The sequence below is a fragment of the Acidovorax sp. NO-1 genome, assembly GCF_000238595.1.
GTDB lineage: Bacteria > Pseudomonadota > Gammaproteobacteria > Burkholderiales > Burkholderiaceae_C > Acidovorax.
The window spans coordinates 80,202-104,595 of the sequence record NZ_AGTS01000063.1; the positions used below are offsets into that span (position 1 = coordinate 80,202).

The 24,394-nt window shown below is 66.7% G+C and carries 25 protein-coding genes and 2 riboswitches; of the genes, 9 read left to right on the forward strand and 16 right to left on the reverse strand.

What is annotated here, in order from left to right; genetic code table 11:
* Positions 1-26: 26 nt before the first annotated feature.
* From KYG_RS07095 to KYG_RS07110, 4 genes are all read right to left on the reverse strand, one after another.
* Positions 27-947, reverse strand: coding sequence for a thiamine phosphate synthase (locus tag KYG_RS07095; RefSeq protein ID WP_008904173.1), 921 nt, complete (start codon positions 945-947; stop codon positions 27-29).
* Positions 940-1,749, reverse strand: a complete 810-nt coding sequence (locus KYG_RS07100; protein WP_008904174.1) for a thiazole synthase — start codon at positions 1,747-1,749, stop codon at positions 940-942. Before KYG_RS07100 ends, KYG_RS07095 begins: the two co-directional genes overlap by 8 nt.
* Positions 1,750-1,831: 82 nt before the next feature.
* Complete coding sequence (gene thiS / locus KYG_RS07105) at positions 1,832-2,029, reverse strand: sulfur carrier protein ThiS (protein WP_008904175.1); 198 nt, start codon at positions 2,027-2,029, stop codon at positions 1,832-1,834.
* Positions 2,026-3,156, reverse strand: a complete 1,131-nt coding sequence (locus tag KYG_RS07110) for an FAD-dependent oxidoreductase (RefSeq protein ID WP_008904176.1) — start codon at positions 3,154-3,156, stop codon at positions 2,026-2,028. The genes thiS and KYG_RS07110 overlap by 4 nt, the downstream gene beginning before the upstream one ends.
* Before the next feature lie 70 nt (positions 3,157-3,226).
* A riboswitch (TPP riboswitch) is annotated at positions 3,227-3,358 on the reverse strand.
* Between the two features lie 68 nt (positions 3,359-3,426).
* On the opposite strand from KYG_RS07110, the gene thiD reads away from it, so the two are divergent.
* The gene (gene thiD / locus KYG_RS07115; RefSeq protein WP_050813805.1) at positions 3,427-4,302 is read left to right on the forward strand and encodes a bifunctional hydroxymethylpyrimidine kinase/phosphomethylpyrimidine kinase; all 876 of its coding nucleotides are present in this window, start codon (positions 3,427-3,429) and stop codon (positions 4,300-4,302) included.
* On the opposite strand, the gene KYG_RS07120 is transcribed toward thiD, so the two are convergent.
* The 12 genes from KYG_RS07120 to KYG_RS07175 all read right to left on the reverse strand — a co-directional run bounded on the left by KYG_RS07120 (position 4,286) and on the right by KYG_RS07175 (position 16,743).
* Positions 4,286-4,753, reverse strand: a complete 468-nt coding sequence (locus KYG_RS07120; RefSeq protein ID WP_008904178.1) for an SH3 domain-containing protein — start codon at positions 4,751-4,753, stop codon at positions 4,286-4,288. The two genes, thiD and KYG_RS07120, sit on opposite strands and share 17 nt — an antisense overlap.
* 187 nt (positions 4,754-4,940) lie before the next feature.
* Complete coding sequence (locus KYG_RS07125) at positions 4,941-6,227, reverse strand: cytosine permease (RefSeq protein WP_008904179.1); 1,287 nt, start codon at positions 6,225-6,227, stop codon at positions 4,941-4,943.
* Positions 6,228-6,296: 69 nt separating this feature from the next.
* Positions 6,297-6,401, reverse strand: a riboswitch (TPP riboswitch).
* Positions 6,402-6,451: 50 nt separating this feature from the next.
* On the reverse strand, positions 6,452-7,498 hold the full coding sequence (locus KYG_RS07130; RefSeq protein ID WP_008904180.1) for an NAD(P)/FAD-dependent oxidoreductase: 1,047 nt from the start codon (positions 7,496-7,498) through the stop codon (positions 6,452-6,454).
* Positions 7,499-7,628: 130 nt separating this feature from the next.
* Positions 7,629-7,958, reverse strand: a complete 330-nt coding sequence (gene fdxA / locus KYG_RS07135; protein WP_008904181.1) for a ferredoxin FdxA — start codon at positions 7,956-7,958, stop codon at positions 7,629-7,631.
* A gap of 112 nt (positions 7,959-8,070) precedes the next feature.
* Positions 8,071-9,444, reverse strand: a complete 1,374-nt coding sequence (locus KYG_RS07140; RefSeq protein WP_008904182.1) for a sulfate adenylyltransferase subunit 1 — start codon at positions 9,442-9,444, stop codon at positions 8,071-8,073.
* On the reverse strand, positions 9,444-10,409 hold the full coding sequence (gene cysD, locus KYG_RS07145; protein WP_008904183.1) for a sulfate adenylyltransferase subunit CysD: 966 nt from the start codon (positions 10,407-10,409) through the stop codon (positions 9,444-9,446). Before cysD ends, KYG_RS07140 begins: the two co-directional genes overlap by 1 nt.
* A 14-nt stretch (positions 10,410-10,423) precedes the next feature.
* Entirely contained in the window at positions 10,424-11,071 is a 648-nt protein-coding gene (locus tag KYG_RS07150; protein ID WP_008904184.1) for a phosphoadenosine phosphosulfate reductase family protein, read from the reverse strand.
* Positions 11,071-11,451: a DUF934 domain-containing protein gene (locus KYG_RS07155; RefSeq protein WP_034693566.1), complete on the reverse strand. Its 381-nt coding sequence runs from the start codon at positions 11,449-11,451 to the stop codon at positions 11,071-11,073. Before KYG_RS07155 ends, KYG_RS07150 begins: the two co-directional genes overlap by 1 nt.
* 12 nt (positions 11,452-11,463) lie before the next feature.
* Positions 11,464-13,302 (reverse strand): nitrite/sulfite reductase, encoded by a 1,839-nt coding sequence (locus KYG_RS07160; RefSeq protein WP_008904186.1) that lies wholly within the window; start codon positions 13,300-13,302, stop codon positions 11,464-11,466.
* Between the two features lie 24 nt (positions 13,303-13,326).
* The gene (locus KYG_RS07165) at positions 13,327-14,130 is read right to left on the reverse strand and encodes a sulfite exporter TauE/SafE family protein (RefSeq protein WP_008904187.1); all 804 of its coding nucleotides are present in this window, start codon (positions 14,128-14,130) and stop codon (positions 13,327-13,329) included.
* Positions 14,131-14,277: 147 nt separating this feature from the next.
* Positions 14,278-16,182 (reverse strand): FAD-dependent 5-carboxymethylaminomethyl-2-thiouridine(34) oxidoreductase MnmC, encoded by a 1,905-nt coding sequence (gene mnmC, locus KYG_RS07170; protein ID WP_008904188.1) that lies wholly within the window; start codon positions 16,180-16,182, stop codon positions 14,278-14,280.
* 288 nt (positions 16,183-16,470) lie between these two features.
* On the reverse strand, positions 16,471-16,743 hold the full coding sequence (locus KYG_RS07175) for an oxidative damage protection protein (RefSeq protein ID WP_008904189.1): 273 nt from the start codon (positions 16,741-16,743) through the stop codon (positions 16,471-16,473).
* 156 nt (positions 16,744-16,899) lie between these two features.
* Here KYG_RS07175 and KYG_RS07180 point away from each other — a divergent pair, with 156 nt between their 5' ends.
* The 8 genes from KYG_RS07180 to KYG_RS07215 all read left to right on the forward strand — a co-directional run.
* Entirely contained in the window at positions 16,900-17,922 is a 1,023-nt protein-coding gene (locus KYG_RS07180) for a sulfate ABC transporter substrate-binding protein (RefSeq protein ID WP_008904190.1), read from the forward strand.
* Between the two features lie 210 nt (positions 17,923-18,132).
* Positions 18,133-18,723 carry an NADPH-dependent FMN reductase gene (gene ssuE, locus KYG_RS07185; protein WP_008904191.1) on the forward strand — a complete coding sequence of 197 codons (591 nt, stop codon included), beginning with the start codon at positions 18,133-18,135 and terminating at the stop codon, positions 18,721-18,723.
* Positions 18,724-18,884: 161 nt separating this feature from the next.
* Positions 18,885-19,859, forward strand: coding sequence for a sulfonate ABC transporter substrate-binding protein (locus KYG_RS07190; RefSeq protein WP_008904192.1), 975 nt, complete (start codon positions 18,885-18,887; stop codon positions 19,857-19,859).
* Between the two features lie 26 nt (positions 19,860-19,885).
* Entirely contained in the window at positions 19,886-20,887 is a 1,002-nt protein-coding gene (locus KYG_RS07195; RefSeq protein ID WP_008904193.1) for a sulfonate ABC transporter substrate-binding protein, read from the forward strand.
* Between the two features lie 169 nt (positions 20,888-21,056).
* Positions 21,057-22,235, forward strand: a complete 1,179-nt coding sequence (gene ssuD, locus KYG_RS07200) for an FMNH2-dependent alkanesulfonate monooxygenase (RefSeq protein WP_008904194.1) — start codon at positions 21,057-21,059, stop codon at positions 22,233-22,235.
* Between the two features lie 23 nt (positions 22,236-22,258).
* Positions 22,259-23,119, forward strand: coding sequence for an aliphatic sulfonate ABC transporter permease SsuC (gene ssuC, locus KYG_RS07205; protein WP_034693571.1), 861 nt, complete (start codon positions 22,259-22,261; stop codon positions 23,117-23,119).
* A 275-nt stretch (positions 23,120-23,394) separates the two neighbouring features.
* A complete protein-coding gene (locus KYG_RS07210) occupies positions 23,395-24,207 on the forward strand; it encodes an ATP-binding cassette domain-containing protein (protein ID WP_034693574.1) in 813 nt (270 codons plus the stop codon).
* A gap of 46 nt (positions 24,208-24,253) precedes the next feature.
* The coding region (locus KYG_RS07215) for a TOBE domain-containing protein (RefSeq protein ID WP_008904197.1) at positions 24,254-24,394 on the forward strand (141 nt) is incomplete at its 3' end.

A 24,394-nucleotide genomic window follows, 5' to 3' on the forward strand; every position in this document is an offset into this window, starting at 1 on the left:
CCTGCCCGGGCATTCAGGCGCTCTTGTCAGGTTTCGTGGGGCATACCGCCTGCCTTCAGGCCCTGCATCAGCTGCGCTGCGGCGACCTCTGCATCTGGCGCGTTCACGATGGCGCGCACCACCGCCACCGATCCCACGCCGGTGGCCAGCACCTGCCCAAACTGCTCGGCGCCGATGCCGCCAATCGCCACCTGGGGGTAGTGGCGCATCAGCCGCGCATACACCCCGAGCCGCCCCACACCTTGCGGGGCCGTGGCCATTTTTTTCAGCGTGGTCGGAAACACCGCACCCATGGCGACGTAGCTCGGACCCACCGCGTCCGCGCGCACCATTTCGGCATAACCGTGGGTGCTGACGCCCAGGCGCAGGCCCGAACAGTGCAACGCCTGAAGCTCGGGAGCACTCAGTGCGTCCAGGTCTTCCTGGCCCAGATGTACGCCATAGGCACCGGCGTCGATGGCCGCGCGCCAGTGATCGTTGATGAACAGCAGCGCGCCCGTGCCCTGCACGGCCGACACGGCCGAGCGCACTTCGCGATCGATGGCGACCGGGTCGTCGGACTTGAAGCGCAGCTGCACCGTGGGCACCCCCGCGCGGGCCATGCGGCCCACCCAGGCGGCATCGGGCAGCACGGCGTAGAGGCCCAGGTGATGGGGGCAGGGCGCAAACTGGTGGGCGCGCGGCAGTGGCTGCAGCCCGAAGTCCTCAGGGGCGTCGGGCCACGTCTCGGGCTGTGCCACGCCGGTGCGCAGGGCGCGGGTCTGCCAGGCGCGGGCCAGGCATTCGGCATCGTGGGCGATGAAACCCAGCTGACTGCAGGCTTGCAGCGCGGCCAGGTAGACGGGCTCCTGCGAGGTGGGGGCAGGCACCGGCTCGGGTGCAAAACCCGCAAAGGTGGCGGCGTGGTGGCTCAGGATGGCGTGCGCCAGGGCGGTGGTGTCATGCATGGGCGTGGTGCCAGAAAGGGGTGCCCAGCACGGGTGTGCTGGGCTGGGCGGCGTCTTGTGCGGCCATGGCACCGGCCAGGCGGGCTGCGCGCCCGCCGCTCACGGCATCGGCAAACGCACCGGCCATGGCCACCGGGTCTTGCGCCAATGCAACGGCCGTGTTCAGCAGCACGCCGTCATAGCCCCATTCCATCACCTGGCAGGCGTGGGACGGCAGGCCCAGGCCCGCGTCCACCAGCATGGGCACGTTCAGGCGCTCGCGCAGCGTCTGCAGGGCATAGGGGTTGACTGGGCCGCGCCCGGTGCCGATGGGCGCGGCCCAGGGCATAACGGCCTGGCAGCCCACGTCCACCAGGCGCTGGCACAGCACCAGGTCTTCGGTGCAGTAGGGCAGCACCTGAAAGCCTTCCTTGATGAGATGCTCGGCCACACCCACCAGGTTCAGGGTGTCGGGCTGCAGGGTGTAGTCGTCGCCAATCAGCTCCAGCTTGATCCACGGGGTGTTGAACACCTCGCGCGCCATCTGGGCGGTGGTGATGGCCTCTTGCGCGCTGTGGCAGCCGGCGGTGTTGGGCAGCACGGGCACGTTGAGCTTGCGCAGCAGCTCCCAGAAGCTGCTGCCGCTTTCGGCCGGGTTGCTGCCCTGGCGGCGCAATGACGCGGTGACCATGGCGGGCCGGGCGCGGAGCACGGCGGCTTCGAGCACGGCGGGCGAGGGGTAGCGCGAGGTGCCCAGCAGCAGGCGGCTGGCAAAGGTCTGGCCGTACAGCACCAGCGGGTCTTGTGGCGTTGGAGTGGTCATGGATTCACTATTGTTTTGATAGCTGTTGGCGCTTTATAGATAAGCGCTGGAGGCCATTTTTATTCAAATCTTGGGTGCGGGATCAACCCCCGGTCACGGGCGAGATGATTTCCACGCGGTCGCCGGGCTGCAGCGTGCGGGCGGCGTAGCCGGTGTTGGGCACGAAGGTGGTGTTCACGGCCACCGCAAAGGGCGGGTGTGCATCGATGGCGGCCACGGCGTCGGACACGGTGGCACCGTCGGGCAGCTCGTGCGGGGTCTGGTTGATGGTGATGTTCATGCGAGGGCGGTATCAGCGCGGGTGGCGGGCGCAGGTGTGGGGGCCAGGTCCAGCGCGAGGTCAAAACGTTGCGAAAGCTGCGATTGTCCCGTGTTCAGCACTTCCAGGGTCACATCCAGCATCGCTGGGGCGATCATGAAACCGTGGCGGTACAGGCCGTTGATCTCCAGCACACCCGGGCGCGGCTGGCGGATGGCGGGCAGGTTGTCGGGCAGCGTGGGGCGGCACTGCGTGGCCAGCTCCAGGATGCGGCCCTCTGCAAAGCCGGGGTGCACGGCGTAGGCGGCTGAGAGCAGTTCCAGCGTGGACCGCACGCTGGCGGGCGAGAGGTCGTCCGATTCGATCTCGGTCGCGCCAATCACGAAAAGGTGGTCCTCCTTGGGCGCGATGTAGATGGGGTAGCGCGGGTGCACCAGCCGTGTCGGGCGCTGCAGCGTGACATCCGGCGCGTGGATGCGCACCACCTCGCCGCGCACGCCGCGCAGTGCGCTCCACTGGCCCCTGGCGCCCAGGCCCCGGCAGTCCAGCACCCAGTCGGGCTGGCCGGGGGCGCCGGGGGTGAAGGTGTCGGGCGATTGCGGGCTGTGCCAGTGCGTGCGCACCGACAGCCGCTGCATTTCCACCACCAGGGCGGCTAGCAGCTGTCGGTTGTCGAGCTGGCCTTCGCCGGGCAGGTACAGGCCCTGGACAAAGCGGTGCGCCAGCGTGGGCTCGGCCTCAGCCAGGGCCTCGCTGCCCAGCTTTTGCAGGCGGGGCAGCTCGGGCACGGTGTGCTGGTTGGCCTCCAGCTGGCGCGTCAGGCGCTGGGCTTCGGCCGCGTCCTGCCGGTGCCACACGATCAGCGTGCCCGCCTGCTGGAAGAACACAGGCTCGGCCAGCGGCGCCAGCAGCTGCGGCCAGCGGGTGAGGGCATGGTGGCCCATGCGCACCACGCCAGGTTCGGTGATGGCTGATTCGGCCAGGGGCGCCAGCATGGCGGCGGCCACCATGGCGGCCGAGCCTTCTGCAGCCGGGCTGCCCGCGTCGTGGATGTCCACGCGGTGGCCCTGGCGGGCCAGCTCGACCGCCAGCAGGCGGCCCATGAGGCCTGCGCCCAGGATGGCAAATGAGGAGGGTGGCAGTGGCATAGTCGTTATGGTCTGTCCGTGTGCTGCAGGCGAGGCGCGAGCAAGGTGCATGGGGACAAAACGGGGCTGTGCCGCTTGAAAGGAAACTCCCCACGCCAGCATGACCTGGATCGGGTAGCGGGGCCATGCAACTGTGTGCGCGGTAGCCCCAGGGTATTTCTCAGTCGCACACCAAAATGGCGGGACACCCCTGTTTCGTCCGGAAAAATCAATTACAGCACAAGCCCGCAACGCTCTTTTTGCGCTAGCGCATAGGCCATAATTTTTGCCATGACTTCTTTGATCCCGCCGTCCTCCACGCCGCCTCTGCCTTCTACACGCCGCTATGTGCGTGTGCTCTCCATCGCAGGTTCTGACAGCGGCGGCGGCGCGGGCATCCAGGCCGACCTCAAGACCTTTGCCGCCCTGGGCTGCTACGGCATGACGGCCATCACGGCCATCACGGCGCAGAACACCTGTGGCGTGACGGGCATCCACGGCATTCCGCCCGAAATGCTCAAGGCCCAGATCGACGCTGTGGTGCAGGACATTGGTGTGGATGCGGTCAAGATCGGCATGCTGCATTCGCCCGAGGTGGTGCGTGTGGTGGCCGATGCCATCCGCACCTACCAACTGCCCCATGTGGTGCTCGACCCCGTGATGGTCGCCACCAGTGGAGACCGGCTCATCGCTGCAGAAACCGTGAGCGTGCTGGTGCAGGAGCTGTTTCCGCTGGCCGAGATCATCACCCCCAACCTAGACGAGGCCGGCTGGCTGCTGGGGCGCAGCATCAAGGGCGTGGAAACGCTGGACGAAGCCGCGCAGGCCCTGTGCGCGCTGGGTGCACGTGCGGCGCTGCTCAAGGGCGGCCACCTGCCCGGAGACTGGGTGGTGGACGTGCTGGCCACCCGCAGCGGCGTGCGGCAGCGGCTGGAGTCCGCACGCATTGCCACGCCCAACGGGCACGGCACCGGCTGCACCCTGTCGTCGGCCATTGCTGCACACCTGGCGCAGGGCCTGCCCTTGCAGCAGGCGGTGGAGCGCGCGCGGGCCTACATCCTGGGCGCCATTGCTGCAGGGGCTGATGTGACCACCGGCCGTGGTCACGGCCCGCTCAACCACGGCTATGCGCCCGTGGCGCAACTGGTGTTTACCAGCCCCAAGTAAGCCGTTTGGCAACCCAACCGCGCTGGCCGCCGTCGCGTTTCACGCGGGCCCACTCGCCCTGGCTGCCCACGGTGCGTACCACCTCGTGCTGGTCCAGCTTGCCGATCACCCGATGGCGCCGGCCGGGGCCCGCGCGCAGGTTGGCCGTGTGCACGGTCACCACGCGGTGCGGTGTCTTGGCCGTCAGCGGCGCGAAGACCCAGCCCAGCGACTCTTCGTGGTCGCGCACCTTGAGCCATTTGCCGCGCCGCTGCTCGACCTGGAGCGGGTAGCCTTTGCTCAGCTCCCACGCGGTGTCCGAGCGCGTGGTGGGCTGCGTTCGAACGTTGACGCTATCGCTACTGATACTCACGAAGCCATTGTTGACCTGCGCAGTGGCGGGCAGCACGATGGCGGCGCCCAGCAGCGTGCAAAACAGGGCGTGGGTAAGTCGGGGCAGGTCGTAAGACACGGGGCAGGTACTCCTTCCAGTAGACATGGCGTTACAGAATGAGTCTGGGCAGAGCCCACGCTATCCTGCAAAGTTCCAGCCCGTTTCGCTCGTATCGCTATTTAAATCGGAGCGCCTGGCGCTTGTAGCGCGCCATTTGTAACCATAAATGGCTTGAAAACCTTGCCCATCAAGCGGAAAATGCTATCTATTTGGTAGCAATCTGCGGACGCGTGAGGAACGCCAGAGCGAAGCACAAAGCCAGCGTGGGAAGCGACGAGCCCGCTTGCGGCAGCAGGCGGGGCAGCAGATGAAAGCACGCGATCCCGCCGATCCAGATCGCCACCGGCACTGCGTGCACGCCACGCGCGCCGTTCAGCAGCGCCTGCGTGGGCGCGCCAAATGCGAGGCGCCCGAGGATTACGCCGAACAGCGGCACAAACACCGAACTCAGCAGCAGCAGGAACGGCTCCAGGCTGTGCATGGGCAGCGCCAGTGCGAGGCCGGTACACACCGCAGCCACCACCAGGCCCCAGGCACGCACGCTCCAGCGCGGCATCAGGCTGTGGGCCGACACGGCGCCCGAATAGGTGTCGCCATAGGCGTTGTCCACCTCGTCGATCAGGATCAGCGACAGCGCGATCAGCCCGCCCTGGGCCAGCAGCAGCGCCTGCACCAGATCCTTGCTGGGCAAGGTCAGCGCTACCAGCACACCCAGCGTGTAGCACCACATGTTGGCCAGCGCATAGCCGAGCCAGGTGCCACGCAATGCGGAGCCGCCGTTCCTGCCGTGGCGCGCATAGTCGGCTACCAGCGGCAGCCAGGAGATGGGCATGGCAATCACCAGATCCAGCGCAGGGAACACGCCCATGCCACCCGCGCCCTGGCGGTTCCACAGCGCATCAAACCCCTGGGCCTGCGCCAGTGACAAGAACTGCCACGACAGCCACAGCAGCGACAGCACCACCAGCGGCAGCGCCACGCGCGCAATCACCTTGCGCACCAGCTGCACCATCGAGCCGCTGATGAGCAGCATTACCACGCCGCCCCACAGCAGCGTGGCCGCTACCTGCCAGTGCGCACCGGCCATGCTGCCCGACTGCTGACCAATGGCCACGGTGGCATCGCGCATCACCACCAGCTCGAAAGTGCCCCAGCCCACCAGCTGCACGATGTTCAGGATGATGGGCAGGCTGGCAAAGGTGCGGCCATACACCGCGTGCATCAGGCCCGCGCTCGCCAGCCCGCTGTCGCAGCCCAGCTTGGCCACCCAGCCCAGCAGGCCCGCGCCCACGATGGAGCCGGCCACGATGGCGATGAGTGCCTCTTTGGTGCCCAATGCGGGCATCAGGTACGCGCCCACCTGCATGACCAGCAGGCCCACGCCCAGGCTGAACCAGAGCGAGGCGTGGTCATGCCACTGGAAGACGCGGCGGTCGGGGGAGACGGGGGCCAGCGCTTCGTTGTGGGAGGGCGCGGCGGGCGATGAGGACATGGAATGGCTCCGTAAGCAGATACAGAGCAGGGGCGGCCCGCCGGTGCGCCCTGACGTGTTCAGAGTCGCAATGTGGCGAACTTGCTTCCCTGCGCGAGGATGATCTCAATCAGGTTCAAAGGGACTCTCTCAGTCGAAGTGGGCAAACCCGCTTCGACACCCCTAGCGGTAGCACTTGCAAAAGCAGTGCGCTGCGGATTGTAGTGGCGTGGCTGCGTGCCCGGTCAGGCCGCAGCGGCGGCGGGCGACACACCCAGCAGCTGGTGCAGGCGCGGGCTGGTGGTGGTGTATTGCAGGGCCACCTTGTCGCCCTTGAGTGCCTCGGCCGCGCCAAAGGCGGCCAGCGTGGCTTCGTGAAATCCGCACAGGATGAGTTTGCGTTTGCCGGGGTAGGTGTTGATGTCGCCCACGGCGTAGATGCCGGGCACGCTGGTGCGAAAGGCCTCGGTATCCACCACCAGTTGCTTGCGGTCCATGGCCAAGCCCCAGTCCGCAATGGGCCCGAGGCGGGGCGAGATGCCCAGCACAGCCACCAGCAGGTCGAGCGCCAGGGCGCGGCTGCTGCCATCGGCGTCCACCATCTGCAGGGCGGTCAGCTGTTCACCCGTGGTTTCGATGCCGGTGATCTGTGCGGCCTCGACGTGGATGCGGCCCGCATCGCGCAGTTGCTGCATGCGCTGCAGCAGGGCATCCGGTGCCTGGAAGACGTCGCGGCGGTGCAGCAGGCTCACGCGGGCGGCCTGGCCCTGCTCGGCCAGATCCACGGCGCGGGCCACGGCGGGCTCGTCGCCGCCGTGCACGACGACGTGGCGCCCCGCCACATCCGCAGTCGCGGGCAGGTGTTGGTAGTGGACCTGGTTGCCCACAAACCGCTCGATGCCGTCCACCTTGAGCGTGCGCGGCACAAAGGCGCCCACGCCGGCGGCAATGAATACGCTGCGGGCCAGCAGCTGTGCACCTTGCGAGGTTTCGACCAGCAGGCGCCCATCGGTCTGCACGGTGAGTGCGGACACCAGCGCGTTCAGGTGCCACTGGGTCTTGAACGGCGCAATCTGCTGAAGCAGCAAACCGGCCAGCTCGCGCCCGGTGCACACCGGGATGCCCGGGATGTCGTAGATGGGTTTGTCGCCGTACAGCTCGACACACTGGCCACCCGCATGGGGCAGGGCGTCGATCAGGTGGGCGGTGATGCCTTGCAGGCCCAGCTGGAAGACCTGGAACAGGCCCACGGGCCCCGCGCCGATGACGACGGCGTCGGTTTCTTGAATCATGGCCGTCACGCCTGGGTAGCAGCGCCAGGCGCCACGTTGCCCTGGATCGACACAAACCGTTCCTGCTGAGCCTGTCGAAGCGCGGCGCAAGGCTTCGACAAGCTCAGCCCGAACGGTTGGGGTCGGTGGGTCACTTGATCAGTTCGTTGACCTTGCCCGGCTTGCCGTTCCACTCGTCGGCGTCGGGCAGCGCGGGCTTGCGCTTGGTGATGCTCTTCCAGCCGTCGGCAAAGGCCAGGTCGGCGTTGAGCTTGATGAAGGCGATCTGGTCGGCCGGCAGGTCTTCTTCGGCAAAGATGGCGTTGGCCGGGCACTCGGGGATGCAGACGGCGCAATCGATGCACTCATCGGGATCGATGACGAGCATGTTCGGGCCTTCGCGGAAGCAGTCCACGGGGCACACGTCCACACAATCGGTGTACTTGCACTTGATGCAGTTTTCGGAAACGACGTGGGTCATGACAGGAGTTGTGTGGGTCGGTGAAAACCCTCGATTTTAAGGCTTTCACCGACCTTTGGTTACAGGGCCCTTCTCGCGGGAGGGATGTGGGGGCGGCGTGCGCTGATCCAGATCAGTTGACCAGCACGGCGCCGGCCGTCTTGTGGCTGGCCGTGTCCACCAGGATCAGCGAACCCAGCACGCGGGCCTGGTTGAACGGCGCGGCGGGAATGGCCTCTTGCAGCACGAGTTGAACATGGCCGATGGCGTTGGGGTCGAGCTGCGTGGCGGCCTCTTCGGCCAGCGTGTTGATGTTGAGCCTGTGCACCACGGCTTTCACCTTGGCCTTGATCCAGCGGTGGCCGTGAAGCGCCCAGTACACGCGGCCCGCGACCAGGGGCTCGTCGTCCATCCAGGCGATGGTGGTGCGCAGCTCGCGGCTGGCGGGCCAGGCCGCGGTGGCAGCGGGGGTGTCGCCAAAGTCGTCCTCGGCGGCCGGGGCTGCGGCTGCCGTGGGCGCTGCCAAAATCCAGTCGCCGCGCGACACATCGACTTCGCGGTCCAGGATGATGCCGGCGCTGGTGCCTGCGGGCACGTCCTTGGGGCGGCGTGCGTGGTCCAGCACCTGGGCCACGGTGGCGAGCTGGCCGCTGGGGAAGATCTGTACGGCGGTGCCGGGCGCAAAGCTGCCTGCAGCCACGCGGCCCCAGAAGACGCGGCGGCCCTGGCTGGTGTCGGACGAGGACGAGAACTTCTCGACCCACTGCACCGGGAAGGCTGGCGCCAGCGCCGTGTCGGCGGGGGTGTTGGGCAGTTCTTCCAGCACCTGCAGCAGGGTAGGACCCTCATAGCCGCACCAGCCGGCGTGGGCGTCCACCACGTTCCAGCCTTTGAGTGCCGAAACGGGCACCGTGGCACGCACAGCAATGCCAGCGGCCTGCGCAAACGCCTGGAGCGCGCCCTGGATGTGCTTCCACGCCATCGCGGGGTCTTCCACCGCGTCCAGCTTGTTCACGGCGAACACCAGCGAATGCACGCGCAGCAGGTGCACCAGCAGGCTGTGGCGGCGCGTTTGCGGCAGCAGGGCGAGCTGGGCGTTCTTCCAGTCGAGCTTGGTGGCGTCCACCAGCACCACGGCGGCGTCGGCGCTGCTGGCGGCCGTCACCATGTTGCGGGTGTACTGCTCGTGGCCGGGCGCGTCGCCAATGATGAACTTGCGCTCTTCGGTGGCGAAGTAGCGGTAGGCGACGTCGATGGTGATGCCCTGCTCGCGCTCGGCAGAGAGGCCGTCGGTCAGGAGCGCCAGGTCGGTCTCGCCCTGGCGCTGCACGCCGGCCAGGTGGTCCTGCAGCACGGCCTTGCTGTCCACCAGCAGGCGGCCGATCAGCGTGCTCTTGCCGTCATCCACGCTGCCGCAGGTGATGAACTTGAGGGCGGAAATATGGTCATTTTGGGCTCCAGCGCTTGCTGTATAAGCGCTGGCAGCTATCGAATTGGTAGTGGTCATCAGAAGTACCCATCTTTCTTGCGCTTTTCCATCGACGCATCGCTGGTCTTGTCGTCCATGCGCGTCGCGCCGCGCTCGCTCACGTCGGCGGCCAGGGTCTCAATGACGATCTCGGCTGGCGTGGCGGCGGTGCTTTCCACCGGTGCGGTGCAGGTGATGTCGCCCACGGTGCGAAAGCGTACGTCGCGTGTTTCCACCACATCGCCTTCGCGGGGTGGAGTCAGCTCGGTCACGGGCATCAGCAGGCCCTTCTTGTCCACCACCTGCCGTTTGTGCGTGTAGTAGATGCTGGGCAGGCCGATCTGCTCGCGGTCGATGTATTGCCACACATCGAGCTCGGTCCAGTTGCTGATGGGGAACACGCGGAAGTGCTCGCCGGGCTGCAGGCGGGTGTTGAACAGCGTCCACAGCTCGGGGCGCTGGGCCTTGGGCTGCCATTGGCCAAAGCTGTCACGGTGGCTGAAGATGCGCTCCTTGGCGCGCGCCTTTTCTTCGTCGCGGCGGGCACCGCCGATCAGCGCGTCAAAGCGGAACTCTTCAATTGCCTCAAGCAGCGTGACGGACTGGTGCACGTTGCGCGATTCGCCGGGGTGCGCCAGGCGCACGGTGCCGCGCGCCATCGAATCCTCCACGCTGCGCACGATGAGTTCGGCACCCAGCTCCTTCGCCCGGAAGTCGCGGAAGTCCGTCACTTCAGGGAAGTTGTGGCCCGTGTCGATCATGAGCAGCGGGTAGGGAATGCCGCCACCGCTGGCCTTGGTGCCAAAAGCCTTTTCCGCGCACTTGAGCATCACCAGTGAATCCTTGCCGCCCGAGAACAGCAGGGCGGGGCGCTCGAAGGCGGCGGCGACTTCGCGCAGGATGAAGATGGTTTCTTCCTCCAAAGCGTCGAGGTGCGAGTTGTTGAGGTGGTAGCTCATGTTGTTGGTTTTCTCAAGCAGCGCTGAGTCGGTGCGGGCGTTCATGGCGGTGTCCAGGTTCAGTGGGCCAGATGCAAGCCGCACTCGCGGTTGTCTTCGCCCTTGGTCGGGTCCACGTAATCAAAATTGTTGGGCAGGCCGTGCTTCACGCAGTATTCGTGCAGGTCTTTGGACGACCAGTGCAGCAGCGGCGCCACCTTGATGAGCCCGTCGGGGTTGATGCTCACCGGGTCCATCTGCGCGCGCACGGCAGTGTCAGTGGCGCGCAGCGCGGTGAACCAGACCTCGGGCGCGGTCTCGCGCAGGGCGCGGGCAAAGGGCTCCAGCTTCACCTCGGCGGTGAAGGCAGCGTGGCGTGGGTCATCCAGCGCGGGCGTGGGGCCGTCCACGGCTTCGCGGTGGGCGCGCGAGCGCAGGGGCAGGTAGATCTTCAGCTTCAGGCCGAGTTGCTTGGTCACCTCGTCGGCAAAGCGGTAGGTGGCTTCGGTGTTGTAGCCGTTGTCCATCCACACCACGGGCACTTCAGGATTCACCTGCGTGACCATGTGCAGGATCACGGCTTCGAAGGGGCGAAAGTTGGTGGTGACGATGCTGGTCTTGCCCAGGCCCAGGGCCCATTGCACCAGGGCGGGCGCGTTGCGGCCCAGGTCGGCGTTGACGGTGGCCAGATCCAGCGGGCTTGTGGCGAGGGGGTCTCGGGTGTTCATCAGGCGGCCTCACGAAAGTGGGGGAGCGGGTGCGTCACGTCGCCTTGGTAGAAGCCCTTGAAGCGGTCAAACTGGCGCTGGGCATCGGCCATGTCCAGGCCTTCGCGCAGCACGGCCACGTCAAATCCGCAGCGGGCCATCTGCACCAGCTGGTCGATCAGCACCTCGCCGGTGGCGCGCAATTCGCCCGCAAACTTCAGGCGGCCGCGCAGCAGGCGGGCCTGGCTGAAGGCCCGGCCGTCGGTGAACTTGGGGAACTGCAGGTCAATGCGGTCCACGCCCGCCAGGTCCAGATCGAACGGGTTGGCGTCGTTGGGCAGTTCAATGACTTTCATGCCCGCAGGGCTTGGCTGGTGCTCGTGAGCAGCTATTATTTTCATAGTGATAAACCCTCAGGCGGTTTCGGTTTCCGCGGGTCGGCGGGCTGCGTTGGCTGCGGTCTTGAAGGGCTCAAGGCCCACGCGGCGCACGGTGTCGATGAAGTTCTCGTAGCGCGGGCCTTGCGCGTCATCGGCCAGCGGCTGGCGCTCGGTGCGGTAGGTGGCCAGCAGGGCTTCGATGACGCCCGGCACTTCCGATGCGCTGAACGAGGGGCCGATGATCTTGCCCGGCGTGGCGGGGCCCGACAGGTTGGAGCCGTCGGCCCCGCCCAGCGTGATCTGGTACCACTCCTTGCCATCTTTATCCACGCCCAGGATGCCGATGTGGCCGCTGTGGTGGTGGCCGCAGCTGTTGATGCAGCCGCTGATGTGCAGGTCGATCTCGCCCAGGTCCCACAGCTCGTCCAGGTCCTGGTAGCGCTCGGTGATGGCTTCGGCAATCGGCAGGCTGCGCGCGTTGGCCAGCGAGCAGAAGTCGCCGCCGGGGCAGGCAATCATGTCGGTCAGCAGGCCGATATTGGGCTTGGCCAGGCCCAGCGCCTTGGCGGCCTGGTACAGCGCGGGCAGCTGGTCGCGGCGCACCCAGGGAAGCAGCAGGTTTTGTTCGTGCGTCACGCGGGCTTCGCCGCCCGAGAAGCGGTCGGCCAACGCGGCAGCGGCTTCCATCTGCTCGGCCGTGGCGTCGCCCGGCGCATAGCCCAGGCGCTTGAACGACAGCATCACGGCGCGCAGTTGCGGGTGGCGGTGCGGCAGCACGTTGCTGGAGAGCCAGCGGCCGAAGTCGCGGTCTTCGCTGGCGGCGGTGCGCAGCAGCTCCAGCGTTTCCGCCTCGGCATTGGCGGGCGAGAGATCCAGGTCGGGCTCGCGGAAGTTCGCGGCCACGCGGTCGTACTCGGCCTGGGTGATGGTGTGCGGGCCGCCTTCGTCCTCGACGATCTGGCGGAATTCTTCATTCACCTGGTCGATGTAGGCTTGGCCTTCGGCCTTCACCAGAATCTTGATGCGCGCCTTCCAGCTGTTGTCGCGGCGGCCGTAGCGGTTGTAGACGCGGATCACGGCCTCCAGGTAGTTCATGAGCTGGTTCCACGGCAGGAACTCGCGCAGCACCGGGCTGATGGTGGGCGTGCGGCCCATGCCGCCGCCCACGCGCACCTTGAAGCCCAGCTCGCCCGCGTCGTTCTTCACCAGTTGCAGGCCCACGTCGTACCAGCCCAAAGCGGCGCGGTCTTCGCGCGCGCCGTTGATCGAGATCTTGAACTTGCGGGGCAGGAACGAGAACTCGGGGTGCAGCGTGCTCCACTGGCGCAGGATTTCGCAAAACGGCCGGGGGTCGGCAATCTCGTCGGCTGCAATGCCGGCCAGCGCGTCGCTGTTGATGTTGCGAATGCAGTTGCCGCTGGTCTGGATGCCGTGCAACTGCACGGTGGCCAAAAGGTCCATCACGTCGGCGGCCTTCGCCAGCGGAATCCAGTTGTACTGCACGTTGGTGCGCGTGGTGAAGTGGCCGTAACCGTACTTCAGCCGTGTGCCGATGCGGCGACCATCGGCCAGCGGGATTTCGCCCAGCTTTTCCTGCGTGGCCTGGGCCTCGGCCAGCAGGGCGGGGTCGGGCCGGTCGTATTCGCGGGCCACCTGGGCCAGCACACGCAGCTGGGCGCTGGAGAGCTCGCCGTAGGGCACAGCCACGCGCAGCATGGGCGCGTAGCGCTGGATGTACCAGCCGTTTTGCAGGCGCAGCGGGCGAAAGTGCTCTTCAGGCAGTTTGCCCGCCTGCCAGCGTTCGAGTTGGTCGCGGAACTGCTCGGCGCGCAGGCGGATGAATTGGCGGTCAAAGTCGGTGTATTGGTACATCGTGGGGAGGGAACCTGAGGGTTCCTAGATCAGAATCAATTTGAAGCCTGCCCAGGCGAGCAGGACGGACAGTGCAGAGCGGATCAGCCGTTCGGGCGTGCGGGTGACCAGGCGGGACCCTATCCAGATCCCCGGCAGCGAGCCAGCCAGCAATTGTGCAAGCAATCCCCAGTCCACCGAGCCCAGCGACGCATGGCCCAACCCTGCGACCAGGGTTAATGGCACCGCGTAGGCGATGTCCGCGCCAATGACGCGCGGCAGCGGCAGCAGGGGGTACACAAGCAGCAGCACGGTGACGCCGATGGCGCCTGCACCCACGGAGGTGAAAGTGACCAGCGTGCCGATCACCGCACCCAGCAGCACGGGCAGCGCCCAGTGGCGAGGCCGGGTGGCCAGCGCTGGCAGTTGCTGACGCCTGGCGTGGTCGGCGGCCTGGCGTTGTCGGGAGAACGCCACCACCTTGTAGAGCGTGGCACCAGCGGTGAGCAGCAATGCAAAGCCGAGCGTGGTGGTCATGATGCGCTGGGCCTCGCCACTGGCGGGGCCCAGCGTCTTGAGCGCCCACAGTGACAGCAGCGCCGCCGGAATGCTGCCCGCGCACAGCTGGCCCACCACGCGCCAGGGCACGAGGCGCTGGCGCGCCATGCTGACGGTGCCTCCCATCTTGGTGAAGGCCGCAAACAGCAGGTCGGTGCCAATGGCCAGGTGGGGCTTCACGCCAAAGAAGAAGATCAGCACCGGCGTCATCAGCGAGCCACCGCCCACGCCGGTGAGGCCGACGATCAGCCCCACCGCAAAGCCCGCAAAAACAAACGCCAATTCATGCATGGCTGCGAATGTAGGTGGCGCGCTTATGGATGCAAACTATTGTTTTGCTCTTCCAATATGCCAATTTGCGTATAAGCAAGGCGCGGCGCGGGCTTTTGGCCGGTAGCGGCACTGTGGGGCGACTGCCGCCGCGCTGGCGCCAAACCGCTAAAGGCGCTCGGTGCCCAGTGCTTTGGCCAGCCTGGCGTCCAGTGGCAGGGGCTCGCCCTGCAGGCGCGCAGCCAGCAGTTCGCCGCACAAAACTGCGAGCGTCAGCCCCCTGGCGCCCATGGCAGTGCTCACCCACAGGCCGGGCAGTTGCGCGGCATCGACCGGGCCCACGATGGGCAGCCGGTCCGGTGCGGTGCAGCGCACGGCCGCCCAGGCCCGGGGTTGTGCGGCAAATGTTGCCTGCAGCTGCGACGCCGCCTGCGGCAGCAGCGATTGCAGCTTGGCCCAGTTGGCGGTATGGGCTGCCTCGACATCGGCCTCGGACGGGGGCAGGGTGGCGACATCCCGCTCGAAGGTCGAGCCCATCACCCAGGCCATGTGTCCAGCCGGGCCGTCTTCCAGCGGAAACGCCGGAACCAGATTGCCGTGCCCGTTGGCCGGGAACGGCGCCAGCGGGGCGGCCACAGACGGGCGTGTGCCCCACGACACCTGCCCGCGCACGGGCTGCAGCGGCCAGCGGGGGTTCAGCAACTCCAGGCTGCCTGCGCCCGCAGCGATGATGACCAGGGGTGCTTCAGCCATCAAGTTGCCTTGGGGGTCCAGCACCTGCCAGACAGGGCCGGGTGTGCTGCCGTCGCCCTCCGTGGGCTTTGTGCGCCGTAGCGCAGCCACGCGGCAATCGCCTCGCCACTGGATGCCCGGCTGCGCCAGCAGGGCCGACGCGAGCCGGGCAGGGCGCAGCCAGCCCGCCTGGTGGTGCCAGCATGCAGCGGCATCGCTGGGCAAACCTGCCTGGGCCAGCCGAGCGGGGGGTGCAGGCTGGCTCCAGTCGGCGCCGGGCCCGTCCATCCAGTCAGGTGCCAGGCCAGGTGTGCCATCGGTGCGGTGCTCCAGCACCCCGCAGGGCGACCAGTCGATGTCTTTCTTCAGCACCCAGGTGGCCTGCTGCAGCGTGGTCCGCACACCGCTGCGCGACAGGCGCGACAGCACACTGTCGTCGGGCGACACATGGGGCGCGAACACCCCGGCGGGCAGGGCGGATGCACCGGCCGCAGGTTCGGCGGCCTGGTCTAGCACCGTGACTTGCCAGCCGCGTCGGGCCAGGCTGGCGGCGGCGGCGGCACCTGCAATGCCACCACCGATCACGATGCAGGGGCCGGGCAGAGACGGCTCCGGTGTCACCCCAGGCTGGCGCGAGGTGCGGGGCTCCCAGCGCGGGTTGTAGGTGGCGTGCAGGTTGTCGCGCTTGGGCGGCACGCCGGGCACGCGGGTCACGTCAAAGCCGCATTGCGCCAGGGTATCGCGCACGGCGCGTGCGATGGTCCAGGTGGCGAGTTGCGTACCGCGCCGGCAAGAGCGCGCCACGGCTTTCAGAGTGTGCAGGTCCCAGCTCTCGGGGTTGCGCTGGGGGCTGAAGCCGTCGAGGTAGATGGAGTCCACCGTCAGGTTCTGCTGTCGCAGCATGGCCTGGGTGTCGCCCACATACAGGGTGAGCAGCACCCGGCCGTCATCAAAACGCAGGCGGTGCACGCCCGGCAGCAGGCCCCACCACTGGCGGTGCAATGCCTCAGCCAGCGGCGCCAGCTCGGGGTGGACTGAGGTGGCGCGCAGCAGGTCGGCTGCACTCACAGGCCAGGCTTCGGTCGATACGAAGTGCAGCAGCGTGGGCCGCGCCGGGTCGGCCCGCCAGGCGGCCCAGGTCACCAGGAAGTTCAGGCCAAAGCCAAACCCGGTTTCCAGAATGCGCCATTGCGGCTGCCCCGCCCAGGCCTCGGGCAGGCCGCAGCCGTGCAGAAAAACCCGGCGGGCCTGGGTGAGGCCGCCGTTTTCGCTGTGGTAGCGGTCGCCGAAGCGGGGGCTGTAGGGGGTGCCGTCCGGCAGCCAGTCAATGGGTTCAGTCATGGGAACGGCAGAAGGCCGGCGTGGCGCCGGCCTTGTTGCAAAGGGAAGGCGGTTTTTACCGCGAACCGCTCCGGGGTGTGTTGCGCTGCGTCACGCGCTGGGCGGGGCGCAGCCCGCCGCAGCGTCTGCGCCGCTGCCAAAAAAGTGGTTTTGGCGAAACCATTTCTCGCAGTGCTTCACTACGTTACGCACTGGGCGGGACGTATCCCGCCGCGGCGTCTGCGCCACCGCCAAAGAAATGGTTTTGGCAAAACCACTTTTTGCAGCGCTGCACTTCGCGTCGCTCCGTTACGCGCTGGGCGGGACGTAGCCCGCCGCGGCGTCTGCGCCGCCACCAAAAAAGTGGTTTTCCATCTGGCGTGCCAGGTACTGGCGGGCGCGCGCATCGGCCAGGTTCAGGCGGTTTTCATTGACCAGCATGGTCTGGTGTTTGAGCCAGTCGGCCCAGGCTTCCTTGCTCACGCTTTCCCAGATGCGCTTGCCCAGCTCGCCGGGGTAGGGCGGAAAGTCGAGGCCTTCGGCTTCCTTGCCGAGCTTGATGCATTGAATGGTGCGTGCCATGGGTGTTTCCTTGTGTGGGTGGCGAGCAGACGAGGTGCTCAGATGATTTAGGTATAAAGAACTGAAATCTCAGTAGTTCCAGTTTTAAGAGGCGGCTTCCAGAATGCGTTCCATCGGTGTTTCGCACCGCAACACATTCACCAAAGAGGCCCTTCCATGAACTTTCGCCGTGACTTTATCAAGTTTCCCCTTGCCGCCGCCCTCATCGGCAGTTTGGCCCTGACGGCATTGCCGTCGTTTGCGCAGTCTGTGACGCTGCTCAATGTCTCGTACGACCCCACGCGCGAGTTGTACGTGGAGTTCAACCAGGCCTTTGCCAAGCACTGGAAGGCCAAGACCGGCCAGGACGTGACCATCAAGCAAAGCCACGGCGGCTCGGGCAAGCAGGCGCGCTCCATCATCGACGGGCTGGAGGCCGATGTGGCCACGCTGGCACTAGCGGGCGACACCGATGCGCTGCACGCCAATGGCGGCTGGATCCCGAAAGACTGGCAAAAGCGCCTGCCGCACAACAGTTCGCCCTACACCAGCACCATCGTGCTGGTGGTGCGCCAGGGCAATCCGAAGGGCATCAAGGATTGGGACGACCTGGTGCGCGCCGACGTGAAGGTGATCACGCCCAACCCCAAGACCTCGGGCGGCGCGCGCTGGAACTACCTGGCCGCCTGGGAGTTTGCCAAGCGCAAATACGGGGGTGAAGCCCAGGCCAAGGAGTTTGTGGCCCGGCTCTACGCCAACGTGCCGGTGCTGGACACGGGTGCGCGGGGCTCTTCGGTGACCTTTGCGCAGCGCAACCAGGGCGATGTGTTCATCAGCTGGGAAAACGAAGCCTACCTGCTGGAAAAGGAATTTGGCAGCAAGGTGGATGTGGTCTATCCCTCGATCTCCATCCTGGCCGAACCCGCCGTGTCGGTGGTGGACAAGAACGTGGACAAGAAGGGCACCCGTGCCGTGGCCGAGGCCTATCTGCAGTACCTCTACACCGAAGAAGGCCAGGACATTGCGGGCAAACATTTCTATCGCCCCGCCGTGTCCGCAAAGGCCAAGGCCAAGTACGCCAGGCAGTTCCCCAAGCTGAACCTGTTCACCATCAACGACGCGTTCGGTGGCTGGGACAAGGCGGCCAAGGAGCACTTTGCGGACAACGCGAGCTTTGACCAGATCTATTCCAGGAAGTGAGTTCACCCCGACGCGGCCTGATGCGGCATCGGCCGGTTATGAACCGTTCGCCCTGAGCCTGTCGAAGGGCTGCTCGCAGAGGGCGCCTCGGCTTCGACAGGCTTAGCCCGAACGGATGGGTGGCGTCATCGCGTGTTTTTGAATGAAATTGGACTCTAGCGCTTATCCAATAAGCGCTGGAAGCTATCAAAAAAGAAGTAGAGGAAAGATATGTCCACCTTGTTGATTGCCGGCAGCCCCTCCGAGCGTTCCCGCTCCGCCGCCTTGCTGGATGCCGTGGCCCAGCGCCTCTCGGTGCGTGGTGCGCTGGTGGACCGCATCCACATCCGCGACCTCTCGCCCCAGGCGCTGCTGCTGGCCGACTTTGGGCACCCCACGGTGGTGCATGCCATCGACCAGGTGGCCGATGCCAGCGTGCTGGTGGTGGCCACCCCGGTCTACAAGGCGGCCTACAGCGGTGTGCTCAAGGTGTTTCTGGATCTGCTGCCGCAAACGGCCCTCAAGGGCAAGACCGTGCTGCCCTTGGCCACGGGCGGCAGCCCGCACCACATGCTGGCGCTCGATTACGCGCTGCGCCCCGTGCTCCAGTCGCTGGGCGCCAAAAGCATCCTGCCCGGCATCTATGCCACCGATGCGCAGGTCACGCTGACGCCCGAGGGCAGCTACCACGTGCAGGCCGACATTGCCGCCCGGCTGGACGATGCGGTGAACGTGCTGGTGACCGAAACCCTGCGCCCGTCGCCCGCCCAGGCCACCCGGTTTGCGCCGGTGCATTTCTCGCAGGTGCGATGTAGCGTCTGACGCGGGCCCGGCGCTGCGGCAGGCCCGCAGTGCCAGCGCCACCTTCCTTCCCCTTCATTTCCATTTTTTGATTTGCTGCGCCGGGTGCGCGGGCAGGGCGGTGTTCCGCCTTTGCCAGCCCCCGTGCTCCCCTCACCCGATTTGCTGCTGGAACCTGCACCATGAACGAACTGAACCGCTTCTCCCTGCAACGCCGCCACCTGCTGGCCGCCAGTGCTGCCTCCGCCGCCGCTGGGGCGATTTCCTCCGCCTGGGCCCAGGCCCCTGGCGCGGCCCGCGTGCTGCGCGTGGGCCACCAAAAGGGCTGGCTCTCCATCCTCAAGGGCCGTGGCACGCTCGAAAAGCGCCTGGCCCCGCTGGGTGTAAAGGTGACCTGGACCGAGTTCAATGCAGGCCCCGTTCAGCTGGAAGCGCTCAACGTCGGCTCCATCGACTTCGGCGACGTGGGCGAAGCCCCGCCCATCTTTGCGCAGGCCGCTGGTGCCCCGCTGGTCTACGCCGGTGCCACAGTGCCGCGCCCCGCATTGGAGGCCGTGATCGTTCCCAGCGGTTCGCCGATTCGCAGCGTGGCCGACCTCAAAGGCAAGCGCGTGGCCTACAACAAAGGCTCCAACGTGCAGTATTTCCTGGTCAAGCTGCTGGAGAAGAACGGCCTGAAATACGGTGACGTGCAATCCATCTTCCTGGCCCCGGCCGACGCGCGGGCCGCGTTTGAACGCGGCGCGATCGATGCCTGGATCATCTGGGACCCCTTCCTCGCCGCCGCCCAAAAGCAGCTCGATGCGCGCCTGCTGGTCGATGCCACCGGCGTGGTGAACAACCGCGCCTACTACTTCACCTCGCGCGACTTCGCCACCAGGAACGCCGACGTGCTGCGCATCGCCATCGAAGAAGTCAACGCCATCGACACCTGGGCCTCCAAAAACAAGGACGCCGCCGCTGCCGAGCTGTCGGCCGTGCTGGGCCTGGACAAATCCATCACCGACCTGTACCTGAGCCGCGCCCGCTTCGGCACCGCGCCCGTCACGCGCGAGATCCTGGCCGAGCAGCAGGCGATTGCCGACACCTTCTTCGACCTCAAGCTCATCCCCAAGAAGCTCAACCTGCTGCATGCCGCGCCGGTGGATCTGCTGTGACCTGCAACACGAAAGGACACCGCGCCATGACCCACCCCACCATCCACCCCGAGCGCCGCCGCGCACTGCAACTGCTGGGCATCACCGCGTTCAGCTGGGCGCTGGCCAGCCGCTATGCCCACGCGCAAAGCGCCGCTGTGCAAGGGCCTGAGCTGCTGCGCATCGGCTACCAAAAATCCGCCGTCAACCTCGTGATCCTCAAGCAGCAGGGCGTGCTGGAAAAGCGCTTCCCCGGCACACGGATCAGCTGGCTGGAGTTCCCGGCCGGGCCGCAGCTGCTCGAAGCCCTGTCGGTGGGCAGCCTGGAGTTTGGCCTGACCGGCGACTCGCCGCCCGTGTTCGCACAGGCCGCTGGCAAAGACCAGCTGTACGTCGGCGCCGAGCCGCCCAAGCCCGACAGCTCCGCGCTGCTGGTGCTCAACGATTCGCCCCTGCGCAAGCTGCCCGATCTCAAGGGCCGCCGCATCGCCGTGCAAAAGGGCAGCAGCGCCCACTACCTACTGGTGCGCGCCGTGGAGCGCGCGGGCCTGCAGTGGGCCGACATCCAGCCCGTGTACCTGACCCCGGCCGATGCGCGCGCCGCGTTCGAGCGCAAGAGCGTGGACGCCTGGGCCATCTGGGACCCGTTCTACGCCGCCACCGAGCTGGCCATCGGACCCCGAGTCCTTGCGACTGGCCGTGATCTTGCCAGCAGCAACAACTCCTTCTACCTGGCGGCCCGCCCGTTTGTGCAAGCCCACCCCCAGGTGCTGCGCGTGCTGTTTGAAGAACTCAGCCGCGCCGACCGCCTGGCGCAAGAGGCGCGCAAGGACGCGATCAAGCTCATTGCCGACTTCAGCGGCCTGGACGCGGGCGTGGTGAGCCTGTTCATCCAGCGCCGCCCCTCGTCTCCCGTGGGGCTGCTCTTGCCCGCCACCGTGGCCGACCAGCAGCGCGTGGCCGATGCGTTTTTCAAGCTCGGCCTGATTCCCAAACCCGTGAACGTGGCCGACATCGTGTGGCGGCCTGCTGCACCGGCGCTGACTTGAGATGCATTGTGGAGAGCATCAATCCCCCTGAACCGTTCACGCTGAGCCTGTCGAAGCGCTGCGCAGGGCTTCGACGAGCTCAGCCCGAACGGTCGGGGCGAGTTCAAAACACGGCAATCCATCAAAGAAATACCACGGTCCATTCACTCACCTTTCGAGGCACTCACTCATGAAAATTTTCTGGTTCATCCCCACCCACGGCGACAGCCGCTACCTCGGCACCGCCAAAGGCGCGCGCCAGCTCAGCCACGACTACTTGAAGCAAGTCGCAGTGGCGGCCGACAGCCTGGGTTACGAAGGCGTGCTCATCCCCACCGGCCGCTCGTGCGAAGACCCGTGGGTGGTGGCGGCCAGCCTCCTGCCCGTCACGCGCAACCTCAAGTTTCTGGTGGCAGTGCGCCCCGGCCTGCACCAGCCTGCGTTGGCCGCGCGCATGGCGGCTACGTTCGACCGGCTTTCGGGCGGGCGCCTGCTCATCAACCTGGTCACCGGGGGCGACCAAGCGGAGCTGGAGGGCGACGGCGTGTTTCTGGACCACGCCACGCGCTACGAGCAATCGGCCGAGTTCATCCGCATCTGGCGCGAAATTTTGGCGCGCAGCCACCGGGGAGAGAGCCTGGACTTTGAAGGCCAGCACCTGTCGGTGAAAGGCGCCAAGCTGCTCTTTCCGCCGCTGCAGCAGCCCCACCCGCCCGTGTACTTTGGTGGCTCGTCCGACGCCGCGCACGACCTGGCGGCCGAGCAGGTCGAGACCTACCTGACCTGGGGCGAGCCACCGGCTGAAGTCGCCAAGAAAGTGGCAGACGTGCGCGCCCGCGCCGCCAAACACGGCCGCACCGTCAACTTCGGCATCCGCCTGCACGTCATCGTGCGCGAGACCGATGAGCAGGCCTGGGCCGCTGCCGAAGAACTCATCAGCCATGTAACCGACGACACCGTGGTGCGCGCCCAGGCCGTGTTTGCACGCATGGACTCCGAAGGCCAGCGCCGCATGGCCGCCTTGCACGCTGGTGGTGCCAAGCGCAGCCGCAAGGATCTGGAGATCAGCCCCAACCTGTGGGCGGGCGTAGGCCTGGTGCGTGGTGGCGCGGGCACGGCCCTGGTAGGCGACCCGCAGACAGTGGCTGCGCGCATCGAGGAATACGCCGCGCTGGGGCTGGACACTTTTGTGCTGTCGGGCTATCCGCACCTGGACGAGGCGTATCGGTTTGCCGAGCTGGTGTTCCCGCTGCTGCCCCTGCCGCTGCGCAACCAACTGGCCAGCCGCAACCCCTTGTTTGGCAACCCACTGGGCCCGTTTGGCGAAACCGTGGCCAACGACTTTGTGCCGCGCGCGTCGCAAAGCTGATTTGCCCCGAACCGGAACTCTCCATGACACACACCGCAAGAGAACTGCAGGTATCCCCGGTGGCCGACTCCGTGGACCTGCCCATCGAAGGGCCGTTGTTGCCCGCACCCGTCGCCCGCTTTCTCGCCAACGTCGCACAGCGCCTGTTGCCCTGGGCTGTGCCCATCGGCCTCATCGCGCTGTGGCAGATCGCATCGTCACAGGGCTGGTTGTCTACCCGTGTGCTGCCCGCACCGCTGGAGGTCGTCAAGGCCGCGTGGACGCTGGCCGCTTCGGGCGAGCTGTGGACCCACGTCCAGGTCAGCGCGGGCCGCGCGCTGGCCGGGCTGGCCGTTGGCGGCGGCCTGGGACTGGCGCTGGGCCTGCTTACCGGCTCGGTCAAGCTGTTCGAGACGCTGCTCGACTCCACCATCCAGATGGTGCGCAACATCCCTGCGTTGGCGCTGATCCCGCTGGTGATCCTGTGGTTCGGCATCGACGAATCGGCCAAGCTGTTCCTCATCAGCGTGTCGGTGTTCTTCCCGATCTACCTCAACACCTTCCACGGCATCCGCAATGTGGACCCGGGCCTGATCGAGATGGGCCGCACCTACGGCCTGGGCCGCTGGCAGCTCTACCGGCAAATCATCCTGCCCGGTGCGCTCTCCAGCATCCTGGTGGGGCTGCGGTTTTCGCTCGGTTTGATGTGGGTGATCCTGATCGTGGCCGAAACCATCTCGGCGCAGGCGGGAATCGGCTACCTCACGATGAATGCACGCGAGTTTCTGCAGACCGACATCGTGCTGGTGGGCATCCTGCTGTATGCGCTGCTGGGCAAGCTGGCCGACGTGTTTGCCAAGGGCCTCGAACGCTACTGGCTGCGCTGGCATCCCGGATATCAGTAGCGACACCCCCCTGAGGCGAGACCGCTCGGTGCAGCCGCCAGAGGCGGCAGCTCTTCGGACTGTCCAACCCTGCGCAGGCAGGCTTGGAGCCGCAGTCCTCAGCCCCCCCGCTCTCGCTTCGCTGCGCTACGCGGGCAGGGGGACGACGCACTCGCTGCGGGGCGGCCCTTGCTCTGCGCCCCTCGCATGGGGCCACGCCCTCAGCAAGGTCCTGTGTCTAATTACTCACATTTTTATAGCTGCTAGCGCTTGATAGATAAGCGCAGGAGGCCATTTTGACTAAAAATTCATCATCTCCACAACCCCAAGGCGTGCGCCTGGAAGTGCGTGGCGTGGACAAGCGCTACGGCGCGCGCAGCGTGCTCCACAAGGCCGATCTGGTCATCGAGCCCGGCGAGTTCGTCGCCATCGTGGGCCGCAGCGGGTGCGGCAAGAGCACGCTGCTGCGCCTGGTGGCGGGGCTGGAATCGGTCTCGGGTGGCACCATCCGCATCGACGGCGACAGCGTGAGTGGCCTCAGCGACAGCACACGCATCATGTTCCAGGACTCGCGCCTGCTGCCCTGGAAGCGCGTGCAGGACAACGTGGCCCTGGGTCTGCCGCCCGCGCAGCGTGGCGCAGCGGCCGATGTGCTGGCCCGCGTGGGCCTGGGGGATCGGCTCGGCGAATGGCCCGCGCGCCTCTCTGGCGGCCAGCGCCAGCGCGTGGCCCTGGCCCGCGCCTTGGTGCACAACCCGCGCCTCTTGCTGCTGGATGAACCGCTGGGCGCGCTGGATGCGCTCACCCGCATAGAAATGCACCGCCTGATTGAAGGCCTGTGGCGCAGCAGCGGCTTTACCGCGCTGCTGGTCACCCACGACGTGCAAGAGGCCGTGGCCCTGGCCGACCGCGTGATCCTGATCGAAGACGGCCAGATCGCGCTGGACCAGCGCATCGACCTGCCACGCCCCCGCTCGCACGGCGACCCCGCGTTTGCCGCCATCGAAAAACGCATCCTCGACCGGGTGCTGCAAAAGCCCGCAGGGGAGTCTGCGCACGAGGTGTCTTGGCCCGGCGTGCCTGCGCACGGCCTGCGCTGGGCGGTCTGAACCCCATTTAATTTTTCCCATCCACGGACTTTTCAAGGAGAAAACCATGTCCATCCAAGCCATCAACGTACGCAACCAGTTCAAGGGCAAAGTGCGCGAAATCATTCGCGGCGATGTCGTCTCCGAGGTCGATGTCGAAACGCCCTGGGGCGTCGTCACCTCCGTCATCACCACCCGCTCGGTGGAC

Excerpts from the sequence above, each read along its gene's own strand:
- KYG_RS07095 (WP_008904173.1), bottom strand. The coding sequence starts at position 947 with ATGCATGACACCACCGCCCTGGCGCACGCCATCCTGAGCCACCACGCC.
- KYG_RS07100 (WP_008904174.1), bottom strand. The coding sequence starts at position 1,749 with ATGACCACTCCAACGCCACAAGACCCGCTGGTGCTGTACGGCCAGACC.
- thiS (WP_008904175.1), bottom strand. The coding sequence starts at position 2,029 with ATGAACATCACCATCAACCAGACCCCGCACGAGCTGCCCGACGGTGCC.
- KYG_RS07110 (WP_008904176.1), bottom strand. The coding sequence starts at position 3,156 with ATGCCACTGCCACCCTCCTCATTTGCCATCCTGGGCGCAGGCCTCATG.
- thiD (WP_050813805.1), top strand. The coding sequence starts at position 3,427 with ATGACTTCTTTGATCCCGCCGTCCTCCACGCCGCCTCTGCCTTCTACA.
- KYG_RS07125 (WP_008904179.1), bottom strand. The coding sequence starts at position 6,227 with ATGTCCTCATCGCCCGCCGCGCCCTCCCACAACGAAGCGCTGGCCCCC.
- KYG_RS07130 (WP_008904180.1), bottom strand. The coding sequence starts at position 7,498 with ATGATTCAAGAAACCGACGCCGTCGTCATCGGCGCGGGGCCCGTGGGC.
- fdxA (WP_008904181.1), bottom strand. The coding sequence starts at position 7,958 with ATGACCCACGTCGTTTCCGAAAACTGCATCAAGTGCAAGTACACCGAT.
- KYG_RS07140 (WP_008904182.1), bottom strand. The coding sequence starts at position 9,444 with ATGACCACTACCAATTCGATAGCTGCCAGCGCTTATACAGCAAGCGCT.
- cysD (WP_008904183.1), bottom strand. The coding sequence starts at position 10,409 with ATGAACGCCCGCACCGACTCAGCGCTGCTTGAGAAAACCAACAACATG.
- KYG_RS07150 (WP_008904184.1), bottom strand. The coding sequence starts at position 11,071 with ATGAACACCCGAGACCCCCTCGCCACAAGCCCGCTGGATCTGGCCACC.
- KYG_RS07155 (WP_034693566.1), bottom strand. The coding sequence starts at position 11,451 with ATGAAAATAATAGCTGCTCACGAGCACCAGCCAAGCCCTGCGGGCATG.
- KYG_RS07160 (WP_008904186.1), bottom strand. The coding sequence starts at position 13,302 with ATGTACCAATACACCGACTTTGACCGCCAATTCATCCGCCTGCGCGCC.
- KYG_RS07165 (WP_008904187.1), bottom strand. The coding sequence starts at position 14,130 with ATGCATGAATTGGCGTTTGTTTTTGCGGGCTTTGCGGTGGGGCTGATC.
- mnmC (WP_008904188.1), bottom strand. The coding sequence starts at position 16,182 with ATGACTGAACCCATTGACTGGCTGCCGGACGGCACCCCCTACAGCCCC.
- KYG_RS07175 (WP_008904189.1), bottom strand. The coding sequence starts at position 16,743 with ATGGCACGCACCATTCAATGCATCAAGCTCGGCAAGGAAGCCGAAGGC.
- KYG_RS07180 (WP_008904190.1), top strand. The coding sequence starts at position 16,900 with ATGAACTTTCGCCGTGACTTTATCAAGTTTCCCCTTGCCGCCGCCCTC.
- ssuE (WP_008904191.1), top strand. The coding sequence starts at position 18,133 with ATGTCCACCTTGTTGATTGCCGGCAGCCCCTCCGAGCGTTCCCGCTCC.
- KYG_RS07190 (WP_008904192.1), top strand. The coding sequence starts at position 18,885 with ATGAACGAACTGAACCGCTTCTCCCTGCAACGCCGCCACCTGCTGGCC.
- KYG_RS07195 (WP_008904193.1), top strand. The coding sequence starts at position 19,886 with ATGACCCACCCCACCATCCACCCCGAGCGCCGCCGCGCACTGCAACTG.
- ssuD (WP_008904194.1), top strand. The coding sequence starts at position 21,057 with ATGAAAATTTTCTGGTTCATCCCCACCCACGGCGACAGCCGCTACCTC.
- ssuC (WP_034693571.1), top strand. The coding sequence starts at position 22,259 with ATGACACACACCGCAAGAGAACTGCAGGTATCCCCGGTGGCCGACTCC.